15 protein-coding genes are annotated in these 19,254 nt (G+C 44.1%); 6 read left to right on the forward strand and 9 right to left on the reverse strand.

Annotated features, from left to right (window positions below):
* Nucleotides 1–69: 69 nt before the first annotated feature.
* Nucleotides 70–1,389, forward strand: a complete 1,320-nt coding sequence (locus MHI27_RS04345) for a 6-phospho-beta-glucosidase (RefSeq protein WP_076283820.1) — start codon at nucleotides 70–72, stop codon at nucleotides 1,387–1,389.
* Nucleotides 1,390–1,497: 108 nt separating this feature from the next.
* On the opposite strand, the gene MHI27_RS04350 is transcribed toward MHI27_RS04345, so the two are convergent.
* The 3 genes from MHI27_RS04350 to bglX all read right to left on the reverse strand — a co-directional run bounded on the left by MHI27_RS04350 (nucleotide 1,498) and on the right by bglX (nucleotide 5,612).
* Nucleotides 1,498–2,259 (reverse strand): 3'-5' exonuclease, encoded by a 762-nt coding sequence (locus MHI27_RS04350; RefSeq protein ID WP_076299079.1) that lies wholly within the window; start codon nucleotides 2,257–2,259, stop codon nucleotides 1,498–1,500.
* Nucleotides 2,260–2,453: 194 nt separating this feature from the next.
* Nucleotides 2,454–3,422, reverse strand: a complete 969-nt coding sequence (locus tag MHI27_RS04355; protein ID WP_405175686.1) for a metallophosphoesterase family protein — start codon at nucleotides 3,420–3,422, stop codon at nucleotides 2,454–2,456.
* Between the two features lie 30 nt (nucleotides 3,423–3,452).
* The gene (gene bglX, locus MHI27_RS04360; protein ID WP_076299081.1) at nucleotides 3,453–5,612 is read right to left on the reverse strand and encodes a beta-glucosidase BglX; all 2,160 of its coding nucleotides are present in this window, start codon (nucleotides 5,610–5,612) and stop codon (nucleotides 3,453–3,455) included.
* A gap of 591 nt (nucleotides 5,613–6,203) precedes the next feature.
* Between bglX and MHI27_RS04365 the strand changes: the two genes are divergently transcribed.
* The 5 genes from MHI27_RS04365 (at nucleotide 6,204) to MHI27_RS04385 (ending at nucleotide 11,745) form a co-directional block, all read left to right on the forward strand.
* Nucleotides 6,204–7,139 carry a sugar ABC transporter permease gene (locus tag MHI27_RS04365; RefSeq protein WP_256716269.1) on the forward strand — a complete coding sequence of 312 codons (936 nt, stop codon included), beginning with the start codon at nucleotides 6,204–6,206 and terminating at the stop codon, nucleotides 7,137–7,139.
* Nucleotides 7,140–7,167: 28 nt separating this feature from the next.
* A complete protein-coding gene (locus tag MHI27_RS04370) occupies nucleotides 7,168–8,064 on the forward strand; it encodes a carbohydrate ABC transporter permease (protein ID WP_197069743.1) in 897 nt (298 codons plus the stop codon).
* A 77-nt stretch (nucleotides 8,065–8,141) separates the two neighbouring features.
* On the forward strand, nucleotides 8,142–9,722 hold the full coding sequence (locus MHI27_RS04375) for a DUF3502 domain-containing protein (protein ID WP_076283824.1): 1,581 nt from the start codon (nucleotides 8,142–8,144) through the stop codon (nucleotides 9,720–9,722).
* 68 nt (nucleotides 9,723–9,790) lie between these two features.
* A complete protein-coding gene (locus MHI27_RS04380; RefSeq protein WP_218640842.1) occupies nucleotides 9,791–10,819 on the forward strand; it encodes a LacI family DNA-binding transcriptional regulator in 1,029 nt (342 codons plus the stop codon).
* 38 nt (nucleotides 10,820–10,857) lie between these two features.
* Nucleotides 10,858–11,745: a sugar phosphate isomerase/epimerase gene (locus MHI27_RS04385; protein ID WP_076283826.1), complete on the forward strand. Its 888-nt coding sequence runs from the start codon at nucleotides 10,858–10,860 to the stop codon at nucleotides 11,743–11,745.
* A gap of 83 nt (nucleotides 11,746–11,828) precedes the next feature.
* Here the strand turns inward: MHI27_RS04385 and MHI27_RS04390 are convergent, their stop codons facing one another.
* From MHI27_RS04390 to MHI27_RS04415, 6 genes are all read right to left on the reverse strand, one after another.
* Nucleotides 11,829–12,608, reverse strand: a complete 780-nt coding sequence (locus MHI27_RS04390) for a fused MFS/spermidine synthase (RefSeq protein WP_081393042.1) — start codon at nucleotides 12,606–12,608, stop codon at nucleotides 11,829–11,831.
* A complete protein-coding gene (locus MHI27_RS04395) occupies nucleotides 12,580–14,079 on the reverse strand; it encodes a response regulator (RefSeq protein ID WP_341127235.1) in 1,500 nt (499 codons plus the stop codon). Before MHI27_RS04395 ends, MHI27_RS04390 begins: the two co-directional genes overlap by 29 nt.
* Nucleotides 14,080–15,933, reverse strand: a complete 1,854-nt coding sequence (locus MHI27_RS04400; protein ID WP_076299085.1) for a sensor histidine kinase — start codon at nucleotides 15,931–15,933, stop codon at nucleotides 14,080–14,082.
* A gap of 30 nt (nucleotides 15,934–15,963) precedes the next feature.
* On the reverse strand, nucleotides 15,964–16,797 hold the full coding sequence (locus tag MHI27_RS04405; protein ID WP_042185023.1) for a carbohydrate ABC transporter permease: 834 nt from the start codon (nucleotides 16,795–16,797) through the stop codon (nucleotides 15,964–15,966).
* A gap of 2 nt (nucleotides 16,798–16,799) precedes the next feature.
* Nucleotides 16,800–17,693 carry a carbohydrate ABC transporter permease gene (locus MHI27_RS04410; protein WP_042185025.1) on the reverse strand — a complete coding sequence of 298 codons (894 nt, stop codon included), beginning with the start codon at nucleotides 17,691–17,693 and terminating at the stop codon, nucleotides 16,800–16,802.
* Nucleotides 17,694–17,800: 107 nt separating this feature from the next.
* Nucleotides 17,801–19,153, reverse strand: a complete 1,353-nt coding sequence (locus MHI27_RS04415; RefSeq protein ID WP_405175687.1) for an ABC transporter substrate-binding protein — start codon at nucleotides 19,151–19,153, stop codon at nucleotides 17,801–17,803.
* Between the last annotated feature and the right edge of the window lie 101 nt (nucleotides 19,154–19,254).

The raw sequence follows: 19,254 nt of genomic DNA on the forward strand, positions 1-19,254 counted from the left end.
AAAATTGTAGGAACAAGATATGACGATGTTACTATAAACTAATTGAGTGCAAGAGGGAGAGAACAATAAATGAAGAAGTCACACTTAAAGATTGCAGTTATTGGGGGAGGTTCCTCCTATACACCGGAGCTGGTTGAGGGGCTGATCCGTTATCATGAAGTGTTTCCGGTCACTGAGCTGTATTTAGCCGATATCGAGCAAGGGGCAGAGAAGTTACGGATTATTGGCGAACTGGCTCAGCGGATGATTAATGCGAGTGGAAAGCTGATTACATTGTATACGACTTTGGATCGGCGCGAAGCGATCAGAGATGCTGATTTTGTAGCGACACAAATTCGGGTAGGGATGTTAGACGCACGTTCAAGAGATGAGAAGATACCGTTGTCTCATCAGCTGATCGGTCAGGAGACGACAGGAGCAGGTGGCTTCGCCAAAGCTCTCCGTACCATTCCAGTCATTCTTGGTATTTGCCGTGATATTGAAGAGCTAGCGCCCAATGCCTTCATGATTAACTTCACTAACCCTGCCGGTATTATTACAGAAGCTGTCTCCAAGTATTCTAAGGTTAAGTCCGTTGGGTTATGCAATCTACCTATTGGTACAAAAATGCAGATTGCCGAGCTATACGGGGTGGAGCAAACGCGGATGTTCATTGAGATTGTCGGAATTAATCATTTGAATTGGACGACCCGGGTAGTGCTTGATGGTGATGATGTGACAGAGGATTTCATGACCCGACTTGGCAGCATCGGTCAATCTTCGCCAGCCAATATTCCCGATCTGGAATGGGATGCTGAGTTTATTCATTCGGTAGGTGCCCTTCCCTGCGCTTATCACCGTTACTATTATATGAAGGAAGAAATGTACGGCGAGATGCTAGAATATTATCAGGCGACAGGCAAAACTCGTGCAGATGATGTGAAGGAAGTAGAGGCGGAGCTGTTTGAGCTGTATAAACAGCCGGAACTACATGAAAAGCCTGCCCAGCTGGAGAAACGTGGCGGAGCTTATTATTCTGAAGCGGCCGTTCAGCTCATGAAGTCTATTTATAATGATACAGGCGATATTCAGACTGTAAATGTTCGCAATCAAGGGGCAATACCTTGTCTTCCGGATGATGTATCCATTGAGATCAATTGTGTCATTAAATCGGATGGCCCACATGCTTTGGGACTAGTTAAGCCACTGCCTCCACAGATTAGAGGATTGCTTCAGGTGGTGAAGTCCTATGAAGAGCTGACGATTGAAGCTGCGGTGAAAGGCGATTATGCTTCTGCTCTTCAGGCATTGACGCTCCACCCGCTGGTCGGCGATGAACGAATTGCCAAGGCGGTGCTAGCTGATATTCTAGAGCAGAATGCCGACTTTCTACCACAGTTTCAGAGATAAGTTCCTTAGTACTTTGTTATATTAACTCAAAATAGCGGCAGCCATCCTCTGAGTGCTCATTGGGAAGACTGCCGCTGTTTAGGTTGTCCTACATGCTGTTTTAGTAGACTATTGAACCTTTTTAAGTCCCATTTGTGCTGCGAAATAGTTATGCAATTCCTCTAGTTTACGTGGATCGGCGAGGGTTGCTGGGTCTGAGAAGTAATGCTCAACAACAAGCTCCCAGGTAGGTACTATTTTTTGCGCGGTTATGGCTTTGATGGCAGCTTTGACCGTTTTGCGTTCCTTTGCGTTGGAGAAGGTATCTACATAATGCTGGGAGCGCTCGAAATCTAGCTCGTTAAACACCGCACGGAAAATCTCCGATGTCATTCGTGCATCATCCAGTGCCCGGTGAGCGGAGCCGGAAGGCTCAAGCTCGAACAATGCCATAGCGCCTTCGACACTAATATCATTGCTAAGCCCACGTGCTCGCAGCACACCTTTTAACAAATCCAAATACGTAGCAGACATCCAATAGGATTCGTCCATCTTGTGCATGCGCACATCCTGAATGATTCGCTTCATATCCTCGCCACCCCAAGTAAGCAGCAGAACTCCGTTTGTACTTAGATCGAGCCACTCTCTAAACGCAGTGATGACTTTTGGGAAGCGGGGTGCGATATCGATTTCCTCTTGTGGAATACCGGTTTTTTTCTTAATGAAAGAATTAAGGGTAGAGAAATATATGGGTTTGATCAAGGAAGAAAATTCATCCTTATACTGCAATGAAGAGTCTAACCGGACGGCTCCAATCTCAATGACCTCCATAGGGTGCTCGCTGGCAAACTTACGGCCGTTGAATTCGATGTCCAGAATAATATAATCCACAGGTACTTGCCTCCGTTCCATGACTGACGCTGTAGTGCTTAATACGTCGACTACTCTATTTTAACAAAAAAAGCGATGTAATGGGGAGTATGGGAACAAGCTAATATTGGAACATAAAAAAGAACCAGCACTATGCGGGTTCTTTTTTATAACTATTAATGAGCAAAAAGATTGCAGACAATAAAGTAAGACGATTAATGTTCTGAACCGGCAGCAGGTTCAGGCTGATGAATTGGCTGTTCCAGCAGGACAGATCCGTCTTCAAGACGAAGCCAGGTATCGAAGTCTTGGGTGCCTTGGGTCAGTCTGATGACGCGTGCGCCCCGCATAAAGCCTTCTTTTCCATAAGTATTGTAGCCGGTAGCACGGCCATAGGAAAGACGTATGCCATACAGGCTGCCCGTAAAATCATTGATATGGTCATGTCCGCAGAAGGTGCCCAGCACATCACCCATTTCAAGCAAAGCCGAGAATAATCCCGAGTTAACCTCAGGTGAGCATACACGCTCATACTTATACCCATGACAGACTTGTGTAGACCAGACCTCACGATATTCGGGAATCGGGATATGGAAGAAAGCTAATGCAGGCAGCCTGTTCTCAGCAGTTTTAGGATTCAATCTAGCGGATTCAGCAGTTAGCCAGTTAATCTGATTCCGGCTAACCCAATTGTAGCCAGGGATATGCTCCATCTCGGAGTAGCTGCCGGAGTCAACAAAATAAAGGACCGCGGCCGCATGGCCATCCTGATCTTTTATTTCAAGTGTGTAATTGCCTGAGCCTTCAAGATCCTCTGGACCGGCTTCGGCCAGACAGTGGGGATGTTCTAATGCTATCTGCATCAATTCACTGCGGGAAATCAGGGTTTCTGTATCATGGTTACCAAATACGAAGGCCCAAGGGGTACCTGTTTTTTCTACAGCAGCGACAGCATCCCGAAATGCTTGGGCAGGGTCTTCACACGCCTTTTCGCCAGGAGAGACAGGGGCAGTGTAAATTAGATCTCCCGTGAAGACCACAAGATCAGGTTGTTCTGCTTCTAGAACACGTTCCATCAGTTCCCGGGTACGCTGATCTTCGGCTCTTCCATCCATCCAGTGAAGATCAGTGAACTGTACAATTTTCAAGATTCCATCTTGCTGAAATGATAAGCTGTGTCTCATTGGGGTTATCTCCCTTACTGTCTAATATAGTTAGCCGATCCAGATCCGCTGGGTGAAATGGTCTCCGGAGCTTCTACCAATCATAATATCAAATTCCCCGGGTTCAAAGACCAATTGATCGTCTTTTCCGTAGAACATCAGCATATCTCTAGTGATCTCGAAAGAAACTACTTGTTTCTCATGCGCTGCGAGTGTAATTTGTCGGAAGCCTTTTAGCTCTTTGACCGGGCGGACGACACTTGCGCTGACATCGTGGATATAGAGTTGAACGGTTTCCTTGCCGGTGATGTCTGAAGTATTCTCCACCTCAATGGAGGCAACAACCCGCTCGGCAGCATCAACCTTGAAGTTGCTGTAATCAAAACTGGAATAGCTCAGACCATAGCCAAAACAGAAAAGAGGGTCATTAGGGCAATCCAGATATCGGGTTACATAACGCACATTGGGATATAGGGGATCATAGGGACGTCCCGTCTGATAGGCATTGTAATAAACAGGAATTTGCCCAACCGAGTAAGGGAAGCTCATAGATAAACGAGCGGACGGATTATAATCTCCGAACAGCACATCAGCTAATGAATTTCCGGATTCCGTACCCAGAAACCAGGCTTGCAGCAAAGCATCGCTGGCCTCAAGAACAGGCTTTAGTTCCAGCGGTCGGCCGCTAAATACAATGGTAACAATCTTTTTGCCGGTATCTTTCAGACGCCAGATCAGCTTCTCCTGATTGGTCGACAAGCGCAAATTGGTTTTGCTTCCGCCTTCCCCCGTATCCTGCTGATTCTCACCGACAGCAGCGAGAATTACATCGCAATCTTTTAGGCGCTGAAAGGCTTCTTCGATTTCATCCTCCACATCAAAAACACCCTCTAGCATGCTTCCCAGCTCACCAGTCATGGCCGTAATAATATCCGCGGCAGATGTTTTTTGAGAAATGCCGTTGTAGAGTGATACGGCCGGGTCTTTTTCCGTTCCAGACCAGCCGCCCAGCACATGAATAGAGGTAGCGAAGGGACCAGCCAATCCAATCTTCATACCGTGTTTCAGGGGCAAAGCGTTATTGTCATTTTTCAGCAGCACCACTGAGCTGGCACCCAGCTCTCTCGCAGCTTGTAAATTCTCCGCGCTCGGCGTGGGCGCCTCATCTACTAGTGGATCTGCATCCTTGAATGGATTGTCAAACAAGCCGAGAGCGTCCTTGAGTTCTAGCACCCGGATAACGGCTTCATCAATCAAGGAGATATCAAGCTTGCCTTCCTCGACGAGAGCAGCGCCGTGGTTTAGATAATGGGTGGACATCATTTCAATATCTAGTCCGGCAGCCAGACTTTTCTCCGCTGCTTCACGACCATCTTCGGCAGCGCCATGAGGGATTAGTTCATTTACGGAATTGAAATCGGCGATGGTAACGCCGTTGAAGCCCCATTCCTCACGCAAAATTCCCCGGAGAAGTTTGGAATTACCGCTTGCTGGTATGCGGTCAATCGTATTGAATGCGGCCATCACCATGGCTACACCAGCATCTACAGCAGCTTTATAGGCTGGTAGATAGAACTCACGTAATACGCCGAGGGACATATCTACCGTATTGTATTCACGACCGCCTTCGGGAGCGCCGTAACCGGCGAAGTGCTTCACACAGGCAGCGATCCGCCCTTTTTCTTTTAGGTCTTTGCCCTGATAGCCCCGTACCATGCTCTCAGTTACACGGGCATTTAGATAAGGATCCTCACCGGATGTCTCCATCACCCGTCCCCAGCGCGGATCGCGTACGAGATCCGTCATAGGTGAGAAAGTGAGATGGATGCCGGCAGCTGCGCTCTCTTTGGCTGCAATTTCAGCAAATCGTTCGCAAGCTTCCATATCAAAGCTACAACCTATCGCAAGCGGGATCGGAAGAATTGTTCTGTAGCCATGAATGACATCCGCCATGAAGAGCAGAGGAATCTTCTGACGACTGGCTTGCAAATGCCGGGTCTGCAGATCAATCACATTTCTGGCTCCAATACCGTTCAGAACACTTCCGATGTTCTCCATTACTTGTGGCTGAATGTTCAGTTCTTTAAATGGGCCGGTTAAATCCACGGTATCATCCAAGCCCCAATAGTGAGGGCCTAGCTGGGTTAATTGGGCCAGTTTTTCTTCCAGAGTCATATCGTTCACAAGATCTTGGATAAAAGATTTAGTCATGGTTAACACCTTCCTCGTGAGCGCATTGATAGTTATTGTGAAAATTAGATGTGCTATACCAATAAGAAAGCGCTTGCGATTTCTGTTCGCCGCTACTTTAAGCGGGAGAGGATTCCGAGTAAAGGATAGCTTTCAATACCCTGTTCCGTGTGCATACGCAGATTAATATTATTGGATGAGACATGTAATAGATCGGTACGGGGAGTTCAACGTCAGACGTCATAGATAGAGGCTGACATGTTTATGAAAGAACAGATAGAAACGTTTCCATAAACGATACATATCGATCTTAGTCCGAAGGCCATAAAAAGTCAATTATCTTCGTGAAATCGGCTGATTCATTATATTTAGGTTGTAAATTGTGATTTTTATTACTAGAAAAACAAAAATAAAATGAATTGACAGCGCATACATCTAGGGAGTATGATTTTCGTACAGGGAGTTTCAAAGAAATTATGGAAACGTTTCTATATCATCCGATACGCTTTATCATAAAGGATGAGCAATCAGTTTTAAGCTGGTTGCGGGACAAGAAAGGAAGCTAAGTTATGCATATGATGAAATGCATCTTTCAAATTGGAGGTGGGCTCATTGTCAAGAATTAAGCTTGCGGGTGGAAATATTGTCCGGGAAGTCATTAAGAACAAAGTGCTTTTTCTAATGTTGCTGCCTGTAATCCTATACTTCATTATTTTTCACTATGCCGTAATGCCTGGCGCTTACGTCGCATTTGTGGACTACAAACTAAACAAGGGGATTTTCGGTAGTAATTTCATTGGCCTTAAGAACTTTGAGTTCCTGTTTCAAAACGGTGATCTCTGGAATATTACCAAAAATACACTACTCTACAATGTTGTATTTCTTGCCTTGGGGAATATTATTCAAATCGTTTTCGCCATTATGTTATCTGAAATAGCAGGTAAGTGGTTCAAGAAGATAACGCAGTCCGTCATTCTTCTTCCAAACTTTATCTCAATGGTTATCGTCGGTGTATTTGCCTACAACTTGTTCAACTTCAACTCAGGTTTTATTAATACGATGTTTGTAAGCTTGGGGTTAGATCGTTATGAATTTTACTCTGACCCTGGGATTTGGAAGTATATCATTGTTGCCTTTAAGATTTGGGCCGGAACTGGATACGGTATGATTGTCTATTTGGCAACCATTACAGGAATTAATCATGATTTGTATGAGGCGGCCTATATGGATGGGGCTACGACCTGGCAGCGGATTCGCTACATGACTCTTCCAATTCTGAAGCCTACTTTTATTCTATTGCTGTTGTTCGGATTGGGTGGCATTCTTAAAGGCTCCTTCGACCTATTCTACAACCTGATTGGTACTAACTCCGTGCTGTATCCGCAGACGGATATCATTGATACCTATGTCTTCCGTTCATTAGTGGGGCAATTCAACTTCTCCATGGGTGCGGCAGTCGGCTTCTATCAATCCTTATTCGGTCTGATTCTGGTACTGGTGATAAACTTTATTGTTCGTAAGGTCGAACCAGACAGCGCATTATTCTAAATTCAGAAACGAAATAGGGGTGATATCAGTGGAACAATCAAAAATCAAGCAGGATTCTGGCAGTATTCTCATTAAAGCGGTTAGCTATCTCTGCATTACAATCTTTGCACTATTTTGTGTATTTCCTTTTGCATTAATGATCTCTTCCTCGTTCATGAATGAACAGGAAATTGTCCGTGAAGGCTATAAGCTCTGGCCAAAGGAATTCTCAATAAAGGCTTATGAATTGCTGTTAAATAACTCTGGCAAACTAGTAAGTGCTTATCAGGTTACGATTTTTATCACCGTAGTAGGTACGGTACTTGGACTATTCATGATGTCAATGGCTGGGTTCGTACTTAACCGAAAAGATTTCAAATATCGTAATTTCTTCTCCTTTATGATTTACTTTACAACGCTTTTCAGCGGTGGTTTGATTCCAACGTATATCCTGATGGTCAAACATCTTCATATGAAGGACAGCTTATTCGCCATGATCCTTCCGGGTGTAGTGGGCGCTTGGTCCATCTTCCTAATGCGTAACTTTATGAAAGCTATTCCGGATTCCCTATATGAATCCGCTACAATTGACGGCGCCGGTGACTTCCGCATCTATTGGCGGATATTCATTCCACTAGCAGTTCCATCCTTAGCTACGATTGGATTGTTCTCGGCACTGGGCTTTTGGAATGAATGGTATAACGGAATGTTGTATATCGACGATCCGACGAAGTATCCGCTTCAATACTTCTTGCAGCGAATGGTCAATCAGGCGAATCTCGGAGCGCTAGTCAATTCGGGGGCGGTAATCAATACTGCTGATCTTCCGACGCAATCCATTAAAATGGCTACAGCTGTGCTAGCTACTGGACCTATTATTCTTCTATATCCATTTGTGCAGCGTTACTTCGTAACAGGCCTCACAATCGGGGCAGTAAAGGGTTAATGGACGTTTCCTTTTCATAGGGCGTTTATTATAAATCAAGCAATCATTATTAACAGAAAAAAAGGGAGGTTTACCTAATGAAAGGTAAAAAAATGGCGTCTTCTTTACTAGCTGTCCTAATGCTTACGGGGGCACTTACAGCTTGCTCATCATCCAAAGACAATGCTTCTAGCAATGATGCAGCAGCTACTAAATCACCAGAAACATCTGCTAACAATACAGGAGGAGTCGATACTTCCAAAGAAGCAAAGCTGACGTACTACTTGTGGGGCAGTGAAGGTGTTCAAAATAAGGCGATTCTAGCTGAGATTAACAAAAAACTCAAGGCAGATATCAATACAACTTTAGAAATTAAATATATCGACTGGCCAGATATTGCAACGAAATATCCATTGCTATTTGCTTCTGGTGAAAATTTTGATTTGTCACATGCTTCTCCTGGAGCACCGGTAAACTACTATACATTAGCAAGTGAAGGTGCATTGGTAGACATTACTGACATGCTCGACAAAGTTGCTCCTAAGCTGAAGGCAGAAATTCCAGCAAGTGTGTGGGAAAATACGAAGGTCAAAGGTAAAATCTATGGTGTTCCGAGTCTTTATAGCGAATATACACCAAGCGGTTATGCTTATCGTGTAGACTTGCTGAAAAAATACGGCATGGAAAAAATTGCATCTATCGACGATATGGTTAAATACATGGACAATGTAGTTGCCAATGAATCATTCCCACCTATTAATGGTAAAGCTGAAGATGCACAAAATATGTTCAGAATGCTCGTAGATACTACTGGTCAGTGGCTTAATGCACCAGGGATCTCAACAAATGAAATCAATTTAGCGACTAAGAGCGCAGAGGACTACAAAACAGTGTTCTCTCCAGCCTACACCCAAGAATTCGAAGATTGGGCTGTGAAGATGCGTGAATGGGCAGACAAGGGATACTGGGGCAAAGATGTACTGTCCTCATCACTTGGAAGCAAGGATAACTTCAGAGCAGCAAACTCCGCGGGTTACTTGACGCATACTCAGGACTGGCTCGGTCAATATGGCGGGGATAAGACGGCACTACCAGGGGTAGAAACTGATTTCTATACTTTTGCAGAAGCTAACAAGAAGATTAAACGTAAAATGGGTGTTGATAACTCTACCGTAATTAGTGTCAACTCTGAGAATCCAGAGCGTTCTTTGATGGTAATCGAGAAGTTCATGACTGACGAAAGCTACTACAACCTCATCCAAAACGGTATTGAAGGTAAGCAATATGTCATGGAAAATGGAGTTAAAAAGCAGCCTGCAGGCTTCAACGAAAAAACAGACGGCGGAGGTTTCGCTGCTTGGTCACTTCGTAATGACAAATTCGTAGTTCCTACGGACACAGAGAACCCAATCCGTAATTCTCTGTTCGCAGAGTGGGATAAAGTGGCTATCAATGATCCATACAACGGCTTTACTTTCGATCCAGCGAATGTTACTACAGAGATTGCTTCGATCTCCAACGTAAATTCCCAGCTTGGTGTTCAATTGATGCTTGGTAAAACAAGCAAAGATCCTAAAGCTGCTGTAGCGGATTACCGTGAGCAACTGAAAAAAGCAGGAATTGACAAGGTTATTGCCGAAGTAGAAAAGCAATTGGCTGAGTTTGTTCCAGTGAACTAAAGAACGTTAAAAGGTGTGAGGGAGCTATAGTAGCATATAGCTCCCTTACTTATAAGTGGGGGAGTATAGTGGACGTAAATATCAAGGATATCGCGCGGATTTCCGGAGTGGGCATCTCGACGGTTTCCAGGGTCATCAACAATAAGGGGCTGGTGAGCAAGGCTACACGGGAAAAGGTTCTGAATGTTGTTAAGGAATATAATTACATTCCTAATTCCAATGCAAGAAATTTAAAAACGACGGAGTCTAAGAATATTGCGCTCATGGTTAAAGGGATTACTAATCCGTTTTTCTCCAATATGATCAAAGAAATCGAGCGGCAGGCTAATCTTCGAGGTTATCCCTTCCTCATTCATCAGGTAGAGGATGGAACGGATGAAATTAATGCGGCGATTCAGCTGACTAAAGAAAAGAATCTATGCGGGATTATCTTCATGGGCGGAACTTACAATCATTCTGAAGAGAAATTCAAGCAGCTGACGGTCCCATTTGTTCTGACAACGATCACATCTACACAAGAGGTGGACCCTGATATCTTTTCTAGTGTCACCATTAATGAATTGAAGGAAGCTTATAAGGCCACCAATTACTTGGTCTCACTTGGGCATGAGAATATTGGTTTTCTAGCCAAGTCCCCATTACTGGATGAAACGACAGGCAACCGGCGTTATTTGGGCTACAAGAAAGCACTGGAAGAACATAATCTGCCTTATGATGCACAGCTTGTGGAAGATTGTGAATACAGTCCTAGCTCTGGATTTGATGCAGCGCGAAGATTGCTTAAAAGGGATAAGGGAGTAACCGCAATATTTGCAGCCTCCGACACGATTGCTATCGGTGCTGCCAAAGCGGTGCTTACCGCGGGGTTGTCTATTCCGGATGATATTTCAATCATTGGCTTTGACGGGATCGAAATGGCTGAATATTTTCATCCTTCACTTGATACGATCAGCCAACCGGGTACAGAAATGGCTTTATCCAGTGTGGGCGTTCTGCTTGATCTAATTTCTGGACGGTCAGGTCATCAGCATATTGTCTACGATGCGGTATTGCTCAAGCGAGGCTCTTGCAAGATGCTCAAAACACTTAAGGTTTAATACTGACTATAAACGCTATCATTGGAGTGGTAACCCAAATGCAAGACACATTGAGAATAGGTACTCTGGTTCGTGGCGGGGAGGCCGTCACCGTGATTCCGCAAATCGTTCAGCATGGTTTTGAATCCTTTAACCTGAACTTTTGGCAGACCACAGGTGAAACCAATCTTGTAGAAACAGCTGCACGACTAAGGGAACTGGCTGCTGAACATGATTTTGTCATCTCTTCTGTTGGGATTTATGGCAATCCACTTTCAGGAACAGGCGACAACGCTGACACACTCGCCAGCTGGGAGCGATTGATTGATCATGCGCATTTATTCGGCACAGATATTATCGGCGGATTCACTGGACGTCTTCCAGGTTCTTCGATTGACGAGTCGATTCCGAGATTTGCAGAGGTGTTTAGTGAATTGTCCAAAAGGGCAGCCGATCGTGGCTTAAGAATTGCTTTTGAAAATTGCTCTATGGGTGGAAACTGGCAGGCCGGAGAGTGGAACATCGCTCACAATCCTTCAGCCTGGGAGAAAATGTTCAATGCTGTACCGGCAGACAATCTGGGTCTGGAATGGGAACCGTGCCACCAGCTGATAGGTCTCATTGATCCGATTCCGCAGCTACGCAAATGGGTGAATAAGGTATTCCATGTACATGGCAAGGATGCCACTATTGCCTGGGATATCGTCAAGGAATACGGAATTCACGGACCTAAGCCTTATGTGTGGGACCGGACGCCTGGCTTCGGAGATACGAACTGGGTGGATATCATCTCGATTCTGCGCCAAGCCGGCTATAAGGGAACTATTGATATTGAAGGCTGGCATGATCCTGTCTACCAGGGTGAACTAGAAATGACTGGACAAGTACATGCGCTAAATTATTTGAAGTATTGCCGAGGTGGCAGTTTTGTCCCTAATCCGGTGTAAAGGATATCAAATAGTAACAACCCAAAAATGACCTCAAAACCCACAGTGAAGTGGAGGATGAGGTCATTTTTATTTGCATAACTTTAATCCTGAATAAGATATCCTTGCCCAAGCTGGATTTCTTTAAAGCCTGCCATGTGGCGAGCTTGAAAGCGGATCGGCTTAAATCCACCTATAATAATGATGTTTTTGATATCCGCTGCCCCATCTGAAGGCAGTGAAAAGGATTTGATATAGGTGAATTCTTCCGCGAGCGTGGTGTGAATCGCGTTAATATGTGGGTCATTTTCACCTTTTCCCATTAGATTCATTAGGAGATACCCTTCGGCATTCAATTTTGAATACACGATGCTGAAAAATTCATTGGAGATTAAGTGCCTCGGCGTGCCCGCGGCGGTGAAAGCATCCAAGATGACGTAATCATATTTCTGTGGTTCTTCACCTTCAAGGATCTGACGTCCGTCACCGATCACTACGTTATCTTGGATGTATCCAAAATAGCGGCGGCTTAATTCGACTACTTCGCTGTCTAGCTCAGCTACTTTAAATCTTTTGTCTAGAAAATGCCCAGCAATCGTTCCAATCCCATGACCTATAAGAAAGGCATCCTCGAAAGAGGGAGCATTGCATTCCATCAAGTGAATGATGGCTCGCGGATATTCAAACACAATTCGTTCTGGATGATTGAGATCCAGCGCACCTTGAATGGCCTGATTGGAAAACTGCATGACGCGGAACGCACCTTGTTCACCGTATAGTTCTGTGGTGTCATAGACGGTGATTTCATGATTATCGCTGCTCGTGTGAATCTGTGATTGCAAGTGATCAAACTCCTTATACGATAGAAATTCGTTTATATTCATTGGGTGTAACGCCGACTACACGTTTAAAAAGCTTATTGAAATAGGCAGGATCGCCATATCCAACTTCTGCTCCAATCTCGTGAATCTTTAGGTCAGGGGCATTCTTGAGCAGATGCTTGGCTTTGCGTAGCCGGATTTCCGTGATGTAGTCCGTTAATGTAAGTCCAGTCTCTTGTTTGAACAGCTTACTTAAATAGCTTGGTGTCAAAAAAACCATATTCGCTAAGGTGTTCAGATCCGCATGTTGATTATAGTTGGCTGATATCCAGCGCTTTATGGTTTCTACAGCTGTACCGGACATCTCTAGGCGATGGGCTCTGATCTCAAATAGAATGCTTGAGAAATGGTTGGTGAAACTACGCTCGATTTCACTGAAGCTCATACTGGACGCGATGCTTTCATCCAGCCCAAGATAGGGTGCACCTTTGTAGAGGGCCTCAAATTCTTGCAATTCTTTCTGCGCAGATTCAATAACCCATCGACAGACACGGAGAATTTGATGAGGCATAGCTTGTTGTGATTTCAGAACCGAGAATAAGTTATGCACGCGCTCTAAAGCACCCTCCATATTCAGGATCTGCAGATCATGGATTAATGGTTCCTTGATCGCATTAAAAGGCTCAAGGATATTTATCTCAGACTGCTGAATGTTCTGAATATTTGCATAGTGCAATCGGTCAGGATTATAAATGCCGATGCTGCAGGCTAACTTAGCATCTAGATATGCTTGTCTAAGCTTGGCGGTATCGTTATAGGAACTGCTAGTACCTACATGCAGTATCATACCATTGGCAGAGATACGGATCCTGTCGCCGATTTCATTCCTATCGCTGTCTGAGAGTTGCTTTGTAGAATACAGGATACAGACATGCAGTCCATTTTGAATCTCTAGGCTGTCGATACTAAATGCCATCTCTTGCCGCAGACGGTCTACACAAAAACAGACGGGTTCTCTTGATCTTCCTTTGAACACAAAAACTGAGAAATAAGGCTGGGGCAAAGTAAGGCTCAACAAAAGCAAAGGTGAAGGGGGCTCGTCGCCTTGAAGAAGGGTCAGTAAGAGACCAGAACGGTGACGTACCTCCTTGTCACGAGAGAACTGCTGCTCTTCCTCCAATTGATAAAGCAGCTCGAATAATTGCTCCTTATCGATTGGCTTTAATAAGTAGTCTACTGCAGAGCTGCGTATGGCTTCTCTGGCATAATTAAATTCAACAAATCCACTCATTAGAATGGAGCGGATTTGTGGGTGACTGCCTTTTAATTGTTTAATTAATTCCAAGCCGTTAATTTGCGGCATACGAATATCAGTAATCACAACATCAAGTTGAAGTGAAGGTAACTCGTCAAGTAGATGTTTCCCATCGGAGTAGGTGCCGATGACCAGAAATTCAGTATTTTCTTTGCTGATCATTCGAGCCAGACCTTCGCGGATCAGGATTTCATCGTCAACAATTGCAATACGCAGCAATCAGAGCATCTCCTCTCTGTAATTCATATCATCTTCATTATGAGTAGTGAAGGTAATGTCCTCAATACGCAGCGTAACACGAGTACCCACTCCGAGCTTACTCTCTACAAGGAGCCCGAATGAGCTGCCGTAATGCAGACGGATCCTCTCATTCACATTTCGTAGGCCAATACCAAACATTTCACTTTCAGTCCCATTTTGCAGACTATTATTTAAGGAACGAAGGGTAGCTGCATCCATACCGATGCCATCATCTTCTACACAGAATACGACATTTCCATGCTCACTCCATGCGGTGATGCTTAAGGTACCGAGACCTACTTTTTGATCTAAGCCATGAAAAACTGCGTTCTCCACAATGGGTTGGAAGACAAGCTTGATTACAGGAAGATGTAGAAATTTCTCAGGCACATCAATGTGTAGATTGAACTTATCTGGAAACCGGATTTGTAGCAGATGATAATAATTTCGTACATGATCCAGCTCTTGTCTGATCGTAACGGCTTCTTCGCTTCGGACAATACTGTAACGCATCTGAAGTCCAAGCAAATAGGTGAGTTTCGCTACACGTGGGTCATCATTGCTCTCTGCCAGCATACGGATAGACTCCAGCGTATTATAAATAAAATGGGGATTGATCTGATTCTGAAGTGCCCTCATATCAGCCTTCTGCTTACGCTTCTCGGTGAGGGATACTTCCTGCAGCAGATCCTTGACCCTTATGATCATTCGATTAAAATGACTGCCAAGCATTCCAATCTCATCATTATATTTGGAGTGCTGCCAGACATCTAGATTACCGTGCTGTACCCGTTTCATTAGACGGACTAAAGATTTAAGGGGTTTGGTCAGCGCATGTGAGATGAACGTCGCAACACAAAGTGCAAAAGCAATAATGATCAGTGTAGTTAATATAAGAGCATTGCGATTCTTCTGTACAGGTGACAGGATACGGGCCAAAGGAATCGTAACCATAGTCGTCCAACCTGTCTGTTTCGAGACAGTATACACTGCAAGATAAGACTGACCATTCATTTCTACTTGAAAATGATCCTGTTGCTGATTCACATGCTGCAGCAAAAGCTGCGTGTTCAGACTTTGCCCCTCGCCGGTTTGCATCGAGTCTGAGGCGTCTTCGCCGTCATAGATCAGTTCTCCGGTATTATCTACAATTAGTGTGTTGCCTTGTGTAACTGCGTTTACGGGATCAATGATCCCCTTAAACAAGTTGATGTCTACATCAAATACGAGAATTCCTATATTATCTAGCGTGCTTACAGAATTAATGGTGCGAAGTACACTAAAAACTTCTCTATGGACATTGGAGTTTATACGTATCGTATGTCTGCCTTGAATGACAGGAGCGGCCCCAGCTTCTTCACTTAAGGTTTTCCATTCGGCTAGTCGTTCTTCAGGATACAGCTCGTGGATCCCGGGGACTCTATCATAAAAAACAGAACCGTACTGATCCACCATGTACACGGCGATGATCTCTTCCTTCGTATGCTTCAAGTAGCTCAGGAACATCGCCATGCCAGTACTTTTATCCCAGTCGGTATTTTGCTGAGTTAGGTAGAATTGTACATCGGTGTTATACAGCGGTAGCGCTGTGTATCTTTTTAGATCGGCAACATAACGGTCAATGGTATCAGAGGCATTCGATGTCATTTGGTTCGCGCCTTCCGTTGCATTCATAAGAACAGAATTGAACATGGAGCGGGAGGACAAATAACTAACATAAGTGATTGGAAGCGAGATCAGAAAGACAAATACGACGATCAGTTTTCGCTCCATCGGAAGATTGGCAAGGAACAACCACATTTTTCGTAAGGCTAGCCGGATGAATGATACCATTTGCGTTATCCTTTCTTAAAGTGAACTGCCTTATTTAACTGCGCCGCTGGTTACGCCTTCAAAGATATAACGTTGTAGGAAGAAATATAGAATTATTGTGGGGAGCAGGATAAGCAGAATGGCCGCACAGATTAAATTCCATTCGCCCGAATTGACCCCTTGAAAACGCATCAGGATCGTCGTAACTACGCCCAGGCTTTGTTTTGGCATATATAGATAAGGGATGTACATGTCATTATAGATACTAATCGTCTTCAAGATAATCAAAGTAGCCGTAGCCGGCGTCAATAATGGAAAAATAATCGAGCGATAGATTTTAAAAAGAGATGCACCTTCTACCATCGCGTTCTCATCTAGATCCACGGGAATGTTACGGATAAATTGCAAATAAAGAATAATTTGAATCACATCTGCTCCGATATATAGCACGATAGGGGCGCCGAGTGTATTATAAAGCCCCATGCTTTTGATGATACCAAAAGTGGCTACTTGCGTCGTGATGCTAGGAATGATAGTGGCTATTAGATAAGCACCAAAGACAACAGGTTTTAATTTAAAAGAGAAGCGTCCCAGTACAAATGCTACCATAGTTCCAAATAGAATGTTCAGAATTAAAGTAATAGCTATAATAATTAATACGTTACCAAATCCGTTAAGTAAACCTCCACGCTGGAACACCGCAATGAAATTATCGAAATTAAAAAAGCTTTTTGGCAGTGCCATGGAGCTACTACTGTTAAATTCATCAGTCGATTTGAAGGCATTTACGATAACTACATAAGGAGGGAAAAGCACGACAAATACGCCGATGATTAGCGAGAAGTATTTAATAACATCTGTAAAGCGGAATTTGGAGTTTGTCATGTCTATTTGTCTCCTCCCCGGCTAAGAACTAGTTGCTGTACTAATAGTACGATGACGACAAAGAAGAGCAAGATAATACTCATGGCAGAAGCGAGACCATAGTTGTTGTAAGCAAATGCAGTGTCTACAACTTTCTGTACATAAGTTTCGCTGGCGCCTGCAGGACCACCCTTGGTCAATACGAATGGGAGATCAAAGACTTCCAGTGCTCCTGTGACGGTAAGAAATAAGTTAAGCTGAATGACTGGCTTCATATTCGGTAAAGTAATTCTCCAAAGGGTTTGGAAAGGTCCAGCACCATCAATCTTTGAAGCCTCATAGATATCGTTTGGTATGGCCTGCAAGGAGGCGATGTAGATGACCATGTTATAACCCATGAAACGCCAAAATCCTGTGGATGCCAGAGAATAGTTGACCAGTCCTTCTGTTCCAAGCCAGCTGGTCTGTCCTAGTCCGGTTAGACCGATGCTATTCAGGAACATATTCAGAGATCCGTTAGTAGTGTCAAAGACATAACCAAACATAAAAGCAACGGCAACTCCGTTCATGATGTAAGGAAGGAAAAGTAAGATTCGGAATGCGTTTTTCCCTTTGAGCTTACTATTCAGAACAACCGCAAAATAAATGGCGACTATGTTCTGAACAATTCCCATAGCGAAGTAAGCAAAGTTATGTGTAAATACTTTGAAAATATCAGGATTAGAGAAGACCTCGCGGTAATTAGCAAGTCCGACCCATGGTTTCTCAGGGCTATAGCCATCCCAATTGGTGAAACTGTAATAGATCAGCTTAAGCGCTGGATAATACGTGAATGTCGCAAGGAGCAACAATGGGATCGTAAGGAATGATACAATGATTATCATTTTTTGTTTGTTATAGGAAAGTGTTCCGAACATCGCTAGCCCTTCTTTCATAAAAGCTTGGTATGGAAAGGCAAAATGGACTATCCGTAAGGGCGATAATCCATTTTGCACCGTGTTGTACTTCTGGTCAAAAGTTTGTATTAATAGCCGAGATCTTTCTTAGCTTTAGCCCAGGCTTTATTCCATTTGTCTAATACAGTTTGCGGATCTTTGGCAAGCACAAATTCCTGTACAACAGCAGGGAGATCTAATTGTGCCTTGTTGCCGATTTCTGTAACCTTCGCATCGTCAACAGTTCCTTCTACTAACTCTACTCCGGTAGCTTGGAATTCTTTTAGCTGAGCCAGATTAGATTCTTTTCCTTTTAGTGGGGAGATAAAGCCCGCGAAGTCCTCATAGCCGGAATCCTCAATCATCCATTTTACGAAAGCTTTGGCAGCTTCTAAATTTTTGCTGTTTTTAGCAACAGCATAGAAGAAGTCAGGGCTAAGAGTAGCGGATGGTTTACCTGAATTGTCATAAGGGAACGGGAAGAAGCCAACATCGTCTGAAGGAGCTCCTACTCCAATAACTTGGTTAATGACCCAGTTGCCGAGATAGTACATGGCGAACTTACCAGAAGCGATGTCTTTTTTCGATTGCTCCCAGTTGGTGGAGTTGATGTCTTTTTCCAGATACCCTTTTTCGTTGAGCTCCTTGAGCAGGCTAAAGGCTTTGCCATAGCCGTTGTCCATGGTAAATGGTGTTTCAGAGTTCAGCTTCTCATTAGGGAAGTCGGGGTTGCCTGCAATTAGGCGCGGAGTGTCATAAGCCCATGTACCCAGTGGCCATTTATCTTTGAAGTTAGAGGACAGCGGAATGACACCCTTTGCTTTCAGCTTTTCGCAGGCAGCCAGGAATTCATCCCAAGTCTTAGGGGTTTCTGTGATGCCAGCATCCGTAAATGCTTTTTTGTTATAAACAATCCCGGATGTAGAGTTCCCTGTGGTAATTCCGTACAGCTTGCCATCAAAGGATTTGAAGTCTTTAAAGGTGATTTGATCGTTCAGGCCGAGATCATCCAGTGAAGCGAAGTATTTCGGTAGGTCGGAGTTAGGAATGGTAGGAATGAACATAACGTCAGGAAGCTCGCCGCTGGCCATTCTGACTTTAGCCTGTTGATTATAGTCGGTCTGGGAAGCCTCGAATTCGACTTTAACGTTCGGGTATTTTTCATTAAAGCGTTTTAAATATTCATCGTATTCTTTGCCAATCATGTCTGTTCTGTTAGTCAGGAAGGTGATTTTGCCGCTAATGTCAGCTCCTGCTGCAGGTTCGGCTGTTGCGTTGCTTGTCGTGTCACCGCCGGTAGTCTCTGTGTTAGTTGCTGCGGGCTTATCGGTTGCAGAAGCCCCGTTATTGGTGCTGTTGCCATTGTTCGAGCCGCAGCCAGCCAGCGTTGATGATAAAACCATAACCATAACAAAAGATAACGAAAATAACTTATTACTCATAACTTAATCCCCTTTTCATTATTTTGTTAGCGTTTACATGAACATTATAGCTTTAAATAAAGCGTTTAGAAATGTATTGTATTATTATTTATTGTCTTTAT

It is taken from the genome of Paenibacillus sp. FSL H8-0261, assembly GCF_045040645.1.
Taxonomy (GTDB): domain Bacteria; phylum Bacillota; class Bacilli; order Paenibacillales; family Paenibacillaceae; genus Paenibacillus_AQ.

Coding starts and splice junctions, on each gene's coding strand:
- MHI27_RS04345 (WP_076283820.1), top strand. CDS start 70: ATGAAGAAGTCACACTTAAAGATTGCAGTTATTGGGGGAGGTTCCTCC.
- MHI27_RS04355 (WP_405175686.1), bottom strand. CDS start 3,422: ATGAGACACAGCTTATCATTTCAGCAAGATGGAATCTTGAAAATTGTA.
- bglX (WP_076299081.1), bottom strand. CDS start 5,612: ATGACTAAATCTTTTATCCAAGATCTTGTGAACGATATGACTCTGGAA.
- MHI27_RS04375 (WP_076283824.1), top strand. CDS start 8,142: ATGAAAGGTAAAAAAATGGCGTCTTCTTTACTAGCTGTCCTAATGCTT.
- MHI27_RS04385 (WP_076283826.1), top strand. CDS start 10,858: ATGCAAGACACATTGAGAATAGGTACTCTGGTTCGTGGCGGGGAGGCC.
- MHI27_RS04390 (WP_081393042.1), bottom strand. CDS start 12,608: ATGAATATAAACGAATTTCTATCGTATAAGGAGTTTGATCACTTGCAA.
- MHI27_RS04400 (WP_076299085.1), bottom strand. CDS start 15,933: ATGGTATCATTCATCCGGCTAGCCTTACGAAAAATGTGGTTGTTCCTT.
- MHI27_RS04405 (WP_042185023.1), bottom strand. CDS start 16,797: ATGACAAACTCCAAATTCCGCTTTACAGATGTTATTAAATACTTCTCG.
- MHI27_RS04410 (WP_042185025.1), bottom strand. CDS start 17,693: ATGTTCGGAACACTTTCCTATAACAAACAAAAAATGATAATCATTGTA.
- MHI27_RS04415 (WP_405175687.1), bottom strand. CDS start 19,153: ATGAGTAATAAGTTATTTTCGTTATCTTTTGTTATGGTTATGGTTTTA.